Source organism: Mycobacterium sp., assembly GCF_035603715.1.
Classification (GTDB): domain Bacteria; phylum Actinomycetota; class Actinomycetes; order Mycobacteriales; family Mycobacteriaceae; genus Mycobacterium.
Genome location: NZ_DATNJW010000299.1, coordinates 1 through 6,958, shown reverse-complemented (window position 1 = coordinate 6,958; position 6,958 = coordinate 1). Strand labels below are relative to the sequence as shown.

Here is a 6,958-nt window from a genome sequence, read left to right as displayed (position 1 = left end):
CCGCTTGGCCAACGCGGCTTCGCGGCAGAACGACAGGCCCTGCTCGGCCCGCGCCGCACCGCGCCAGGTGACCAACCGCAGCCCATCGAGTTCGATGGCGATGTTGGCGCACATGAACGCGACGGACTGCCGATGAGCGATCGGCTCGCCGAATGCCTCGCGCTCCTTCACATACGGGATGACGTAGTCGAGCACGGCGTGCGACGTGCCGACCGCGAGCGCGGCCCAGCCCAGCCGGGACAGCGCGATCGCCTCGGAGTAGTCGGCATCGGTGGCATCGTCCTCGCCGAGCCGCGCGCTCAGCGGCACCGAGACGTTGTCGAGCTCGACGCGGCCCAGCGCGGCCGCGCGAATGCCCATGCTCGGGTCGGCCCTGACGGTCAGGCCGTCGCTCGAGGATTCGACGATGAACAGAGCCGGCTTGCCGTTGAGTTGGGCTGCGACAATGAACAATTCGGCATCGGCCGCCGCCGGGACCAGAGACTTGACGCCGTGTAGCCGGTACCCGCTCGGGGTGCGGACCGCGGTGGTCTTCAGCGCGGTCGGATCGAACAGCGGCTGCGGCTCGGCGATGGCCAAGCACGCTTGCGGAACATTCTCGCCGGCGAACTCCTGGAGGTACGTCGCCTGTTGACCGGCGCTGCCCCAGTGGGTCAGCGCTGCGGCGACGCCGGCCGGCGCCAGGATTGGCAGCGCCAACCCCATGTCGCCGTAGGCGAGCGCCTCAGCGACCAGCACATTGGTCACGCTGGAGCGCTCCGCGGCGATGCCGTCGAAGTCCTCGGGAATGTTGATCGCGGTGATTCCCAACTCAGCGGCCTTCTTGACCAGGTCCGGGGGATAGGTGATCGCCGCGTCGGCGTCGTGCGCTGCCGGACGCAGGACCTCGGCGGCGAATTCCTCAACCGTCTCGACGATGAGTTTCTGATCGTCGTCGGGTGTCAGGTCGTAGTAGTCCTTGCCGCTGGTCTTCAGCCGGGTGGGTCCGCCGCGCAGGTTCTGGACGCGCTTGAACTGGCGGCCGGTCGCTCCGGCGGTGGAGAAGATCGTCTTGGTGCCGTAACGCAGCGTCCGATTCAGCGGATCGCGCAGGCCGTACTTGTCCAGGAATTCCTGGCCGACGAGCGGCGTGAGCAGGCCCAACGCCACGTCGATGCCAGTGCGCTTGTGCTTGTGCTCGCCGATGGCGGACTTTTTGCCGGCGCGCTTGGGACGCGGCTTCGAGCCGTTATGGGAGCCATTTGCGGAGGTGACAGTGTTTGTCATTGACGGCAGCCTCGGTCGTTGGGGCAGTGCGATCAACTGTATCTTACTCCAGAGTAAGATACAGGCAATTGTTAACTAGTTCACAGGTTGGACTATGTGGCGGTCAGTCGGGCCAAGACCTGGTCGTGCAGCAGGGCGTTGGTCGCCACCGCGCTGCCGCCGTGCGGGCCGGCGCTGCCGTCCAGGCTGGTGAACGTCCCGCCCGCCTCGCGCACCAGAATGTCCAGCGGCGCCAGGTCCCACACCGACACTTCCGGTTCGGCGGCGATGTCGACCGCTCCTTCGGCCACAAAGCAGTAGGACAAGAAGTCGCCGAACGCGCGGACCCGCCACACGTGATCAGTGAGGTCCAGGAAGCGGTCCCGCAGACCGAGATCGTTCCATCCGGACAGGCTGGAGAACGACAAACTGGCGGAGTTCAGTTGCGCCACTGAGGAGACCGAGAGTCGGCGGACCGCGGTGTCGCCGACTGCCACGAACGCGCCAGCACCGGTGGAGGCCCACCAACGCCGATGCAGCGCAGGCGCGCTGACGACCCCGACCTGCGGCACGCCGTCGTCGAGCAGCGCGATCAGGCTGGCCCACACCGGCACGCCGCGCACGAAGTTCTTGGTGCCGTCGATCGGATCGACGATCCACTGTCGCCCGGTCAAAGTGGTTGTGCCGCCGAACTCTTCGCCGAGGATGGCATCGTCCGGCCGAGCGCGGGCAAGGGTGGCTCGCAAGCCCGTCTCGACCGCGTGATCGGCGTCGCTGACCGGCGTCAGGTCCGGTTTGGTGTCGACCCGCAGATCGACGGCCCCAAAGCGGTCCAGCGTGACCGCGTCCGCCTGGTCGGCCAGCGCCAATGCCACCGCAAGATCGTCACGACTCATCTGACCTACTTTCACCGGAATTGCACCTCTGCGTTGATACCACGGACTACCTGGGCAGAGGATGATCTATGCGTGATGAGCGTGAATCCAGCAGAGCGAGTGCGCCGCGAATCTGCCTCCAGGAGGGATACCCACGATGGCTGACGAAAAGCGAGGGCAGGCAGCCCTTTTCGATGCATTGACGACCAAGGGCACGGCCTTTTCGGAGGCCGAGCGTCGCGAGAAAGGCCTGCTGGGCCTGCTGCCGACGGCGGTGAAGACGCTGGACGAGCAAGCGGCGCATTGCTGGCACGAGTTCTCCACCCGCCGCGACGATCTCGACAAGCATATTTATCTGCGTGCGCTGCAAGACCGCAACGAGACGCTGTTCTACCGTGTGCTGCAGGACCACATTCCCGAGTCCCTGCCGATCGTGTACACCCCTACCGTCGGCGAGGCCTGCCAGCGTTTCAGCGAGATCTACCGGCGCCCAAGGGGATTGTTCGTTTCCTACCCGGAACGGGACTGCCTGGACGAGGTGCTGCAAAACCGGCCCCAGCATGACGTCGATGTGATCGTGGTAACCGACGGGCAGCGCATCCTCGGCCTGGGCGACCAAGGCATCGGCGGCATGGGCATTCCGATCGGCAAGTTGTCGCTGTACACGCTGATCGGGGGTATCGACCCCGCCCGAACGCTGCCGATCGTGCTCGACGTGGGCACCGATAACGTCGAGCTCCTGCAAGACCCCCAATACCTTGGCTGGCGCCACCGCCGCATCGAGGATGACGAGTACTACGCATTCATCGACCGCTTCGTAGCCGCAGTGCAGAAGCAACTCCCCGACGTGCTGTTGCAGTGGGAAGACTTCGCCACCGTGCACGCGCTGCCCATCCTCGCCCGCTACCGTGACAAGTTGCTCACCTTCAACGACGACATTCAGGGCACAGCCGCCGTTGCCGTCGGTGCCCTACATGGCGCCGCGAAGGTCGCCGGCCTGCCGCTGTCGCAGCAGAACATCGTCATGCTGGGGGCCGGGTCAGCCGGCATCGGCGTCCTCGACATGATCCGCCGCGAGATGGTGACCGAGGGCCTGTCCGAACAGGCCGCCACAGAACGGATCTGGGTTGTCGACGTGGTGGGCCTGCTCACCGATGACCGCCACGATCTGTCGGACGCCCAGCGCGATTTCGCGCAACCCGCCGGGCGAGTCGCGGACTGGGGGCTGGCGGGGCCGGCTCAGCTCGCTGACGTCATACACAATGTCGACGTCGGTGTGCTGCTCGGATTGTCCACCGCTGCTGGCGCATTCACCGAAGCCATCGTGCGCGAGATGGCTAGCAAAGCCGAGCGGCCGATCATCTTCCCGCTCTCCAATCCGACGAGTCGTGCGGAGGCGCACCCGGTCGAACTGGACCATTGGACCGACGGGCGAGCATTGATCGCGACCGGTTCGCCCTTCGCCCCGCTGGAGCGCAACGGTATCGAATACCCTGTGGCGCAATGCAATAACGTCTACATCTTCCCCGCGATGGGACTCGCCGTTACGGCCGCTCAAGCCACCCGGGTCACCGACGAGATGATGCGGGTTGCCGCGGCGACCCTCGGCGAGGCGTCGCCGGCCCTGAACGATCCAAACCAGCCGCTGCTGCCGTCGTGGTCGGATGCGCCCGCTGTCGCGATCCGGATCGCACAGGCCGTCGCGGAGCAAGCCGTCGCGGAGGGCGTCGCCCCGAGGCGCAGCAGCGAGGAACTCGCCGAACGGATCACCCAGGTGCACTGGCACCCCGTTTATCCGACGGCATCGGCCTGACCGTCGGCAGACCTACCATGGCGTCGTGTGGGAAATCCTTTCGGTGCTGTTGCTCATCGCGCTCGGGGCCGGCCTGCTGGCTCCGCGGCTATTCCGGCAGCGAGCCAGCGGCGACTCGTTGAGCGGCACGCTCCTGATCACCGGTGTCAGCCCACGGCCGGACGCACTCGGCGAGCAATACGTCACGATCACCGGCGTCATCGACGGACCAACCGTCAGCGACTACACGGTCTATCTGCGCATGACCGCCGACGTCGAGCATTGGCCGACGGTGGGGGAGTTGAAGCCGGTGGTGTATTCGCAGCGCAATCCCGACAGGTGGATCTTCGCGCCGCCCGACCTACCGGCCGGCTGAGGCCCGTCAGCCGTGGCCGATATGTAGCAACTTCGTCACGTTCGGCAGCTTGACGCGCGGCCTGCCGTGCGGCTCGCCGGCTGAGCGTTCGTGCTCGTCGATCAGCTTCCAGTGCGCGTCGGTGATCAGCTTGGGCTGGCGGGAGTGAAGCCAGTCGGTGAGTTTGTCGGCGTGGTCGGCGCCGAAGTCGGCCAACTCGGCGTCGCCGCCGGTGAGATCGGCGATCAGGCAGTCGATGGTGTCCTGCGAGTCCTTCTTGTTGGTGCCGATCACACCGGACGGACCGCGCTTGATCCAGCCGACCACATATTCGTTGCGACTGCCGTGGATCCGGCCGCCGCTGTTGGGAATGGTGCCGCTCTTCTCGTCGAACGGCAGCCCGGGCGTGGGGACCCCGCGGTAGCCGACCGAGCGGACCACCAATTGGACGGGCACCTCTTCGCGCTCCCCGGTGTCCTTGGCCGTCACCCGTCCGCTGTCGTCGGTGACCAGCTCGTTGTGTCCGAACACGATCTTCTCGACCCGCTCCTCGCCGGCGATCTCGATGGGTGAGGTCTGGAAGCGGAACACGATCCGGCGGTGCCCCGGCCTGGGCTCGCGGCCGACGTAGCCCTTCAACACCTTGATGTTCTGCTTGCAGACCTTGCCTACCGCCGCCGCGTCGTCCTCGCTGATGTTCTCGAAGTCCGCCGGGTCGACTATTACGTCCACGTTCTCGAGATCTGCGAGTTCACGCAGCTCCAGCGTGGTGAACGCGGTCTGCAGCGGGCCACGGCGACCGATCACGATCACTTCTTCGACGCCGCGGGGCCGCAGCGACTCCAGCGCGTGGTCGGCGATGTCGGTGCGGGCGAGCTCGTCGGGTTCGGTCACCAGGATGCGCGCGACGTCGAGCGCGACGTTGCCGTTCCCGACGACCACGGCCCGCGCGCCGGACAGGTCGGGCGATATCTCCTCGAAGTGCGGGTGCGCGTTGTACCAGCCGACGAAATCGACCGCGGCCACGCTGCCGGGCAGCTCTTCGCCGGGAATGTTCAGCGGCCGATCCGCTTGCGCGCCAATCGCGTAGACGACCGCGTCGTACTGCTCGGCCAGCTCGCTCGCGCTGATGTGGTCGCCCACCACGACGTTGCCGAAGAACCGGAAGCGTTCGTCCTCGGCGGTCTTCTCGAATTGCTTGCTGATCGACTTGATCTTGGGGTGGTCGGGAGCGACCCCGGAGCGCACCAAACCCCACGGCGTCGGGAGCATCTCGAGCATGTCGACGGCGACGTCGAGTTGGTCGTCGGAGTCGGCGGCTTTGAGCAACGAGGCCGCGGCGAAGAATCCCGAGGGACCTGAGCCGACGATCGCTACGTGGTAGGGACGCATAATCCCCGATGCTAAACGCCCGCCCTGCCGGTCCGTGGCCAGTCGCGCCGCCTGTCGCCGGTAACGTGATCAGGCGTGGACCCCGACCGTCAGGCTGACATCGCAGCACTCGACTCCACGCTGACCACGGTGGAGCGGGTTCTCGACGTCGACGGTCTGCGCAGCCGGATCGAGAAGCTCGAGCACGAGGCGGCCGATCCGAATTTGTGGGACGACCAGGCCCGCGCGCAGCGCGTCACCAGCGAGCTTTCCCACACCCAGGGCGAGTTGCGGCGTGTGGAAGGCCTGCGCCAACGGCTCGACGACCTGCCGGTGCTCTATGAACTGGCCGCCGAAGAGAACGCCGCAGACGCCGAGGCCGAGGCCGACGCGGAGCTCAAGGCGTTGCACGTCGACATCGAGGCGATGGAAGTGCGAACGCTGCTCTCCGGCGAGTACGACGAGCGGGAAGCGTTACTCAACATCCGCTCCGGCGCCGGGGGTGTGGACGCTGCCGACTGGGCAGAGATGCTGATGCGGATGTATATCCGGTGGGCCGAGCAACACAAATACCCCGTCGAGGTGTTCGACACGTCTTATGCCGAAGAGGCCGGGATCAAGAGCGCCACCTTCGCCGTGCACGCTCCCTATGCCTACGGCACGCTGTCGGTCGAACAGGGCACTCACCGGCTGGTGCGGATCAGTCCGTTCGACAACCAGAACCGACGGCAGACGTCGTTCGCCGAAGTCGAGGTGCTGCCGGTGGTGGAGACGACCGATCACATCGAGATACCCGAGGGTGATCTGCGGGTCGACGTGTACCGTTCCAGTGGTCCTGGCGGTCAGTCGGTGAACACCACCGACTCTGCGGTTCGCTTGACGCATATCCCGACGGGTATCGTCGTGACTTGCCAGAACGAGAAGTCCCAGCTGCAGAACAAAGTTGCGGCGATGCGGGTCCTTCAGGCAAAGTTGTTGGAACGCAAGCGTTTAGAAGAACGTGCCGAGCTCGACGCATTAAAGGGTGATGGCGGCAGCAGCTGGGGTAACCAGATGCGGTCCTACGTGCTGCACCCGTATCAGATGGTCAAGGACCTGCGTACCGAGTACGAAGTGGGCAACCCGGCGGCCGTTCTCGACGGAGACATCGACGGATTCCTGGAAGCGGGAATCCGGTGGCGTAACAGAAAAGATGACGACTAAAAACACGTATCTAGCGACAAGCACCGCGCAGCGCTGGCACGACTTCTGGCACGGCGAAATCGGTGTATGGATCATCACCCGCGGTCTGCGGGTGATCATGCTGGTGATCGTCGTCAT

The 6,958-nt window shown here is 65.6% G+C and carries 6 protein-coding genes and 1 pseudogene; 4 read left to right on the top strand and 3 right to left on the bottom strand.

Going from position 1 to position 6,958, the window contains the following annotated elements; all coding sequences use genetic code 11:
* Both VN856_RS12300 and hisN read right to left on the bottom strand, forming a co-directional pair.
* Nucleotides 1–1,266: acyl-CoA dehydrogenase family protein (locus tag VN856_RS12300; RefSeq protein ID WP_325689352.1), on the bottom strand; the 1,266-nt coding region annotated here is incomplete at its 3' end.
* Between the two features lie 92 nt (nt 1,267–1,358).
* Nucleotides 1,359–2,141 carry a histidinol-phosphatase gene (hisN, locus tag VN856_RS12295; RefSeq protein WP_325689350.1) on the bottom strand — a complete coding sequence of 261 codons (783 nt, stop codon included), beginning with the start codon at nt 2,139–2,141 and terminating at the stop codon, nt 1,359–1,361.
* 136 nt (nt 2,142–2,277) lie between these two features.
* Between hisN and VN856_RS12290 the strand changes: the two genes are divergently transcribed.
* A complete protein-coding gene (locus VN856_RS12290; protein ID WP_325689348.1) occupies nt 2,278–3,933 on the top strand; it encodes an NAD-dependent malic enzyme in 1,656 nt (551 codons plus the stop codon).
* Nucleotides 3,934–3,958: 25 nt separating this feature from the next.
* A complete protein-coding gene (locus VN856_RS12285; protein WP_325689346.1) occupies nt 3,959–4,288 on the top strand; it encodes a hypothetical protein in 330 nt (109 codons plus the stop codon).
* A 6-nt stretch (nt 4,289–4,294) separates the two neighbouring features.
* Here the strand turns inward: VN856_RS12285 and VN856_RS12280 are convergent, their stop codons facing one another.
* The gene (locus VN856_RS12280) at nt 4,295–5,659 is read right to left on the bottom strand and encodes an FAD-dependent oxidoreductase (RefSeq protein ID WP_325689344.1); all 1,365 of its coding nucleotides are present in this window, start codon (nt 5,657–5,659) and stop codon (nt 4,295–4,297) included.
* Between the two features lie 75 nt (nt 5,660–5,734).
* On the opposite strand from VN856_RS12280, the gene prfB reads away from it, so the two are divergent.
* Entirely contained in the window at nt 5,735–6,841 is a 1,107-nt protein-coding gene (gene prfB, locus VN856_RS12275; RefSeq protein WP_325689342.1) for a peptide chain release factor 2, read from the top strand.
* A pseudogene (locus VN856_RS12270) lies at nt 6,831–6,958 on the top strand (mechanosensitive ion channel family protein); the annotation flags it as partial. The gene prfB and the pseudogene VN856_RS12270, both read left to right, overlap by 11 nt.

Excerpts from the sequence above, each read along its gene's own strand:
- hisN (WP_325689350.1), bottom strand. The coding sequence starts at position 2,141 with ATGAGTCGTGACGATCTTGCGGTGGCATTGGCGCTGGCCGACCAGGCG.
- VN856_RS12290 (WP_325689348.1), top strand. The coding sequence starts at position 2,278 with ATGGCTGACGAAAAGCGAGGGCAGGCAGCCCTTTTCGATGCATTGACG.
- VN856_RS12280 (WP_325689344.1), bottom strand. The coding sequence starts at position 5,659 with ATGCGTCCCTACCACGTAGCGATCGTCGGCTCAGGTCCCTCGGGATTC.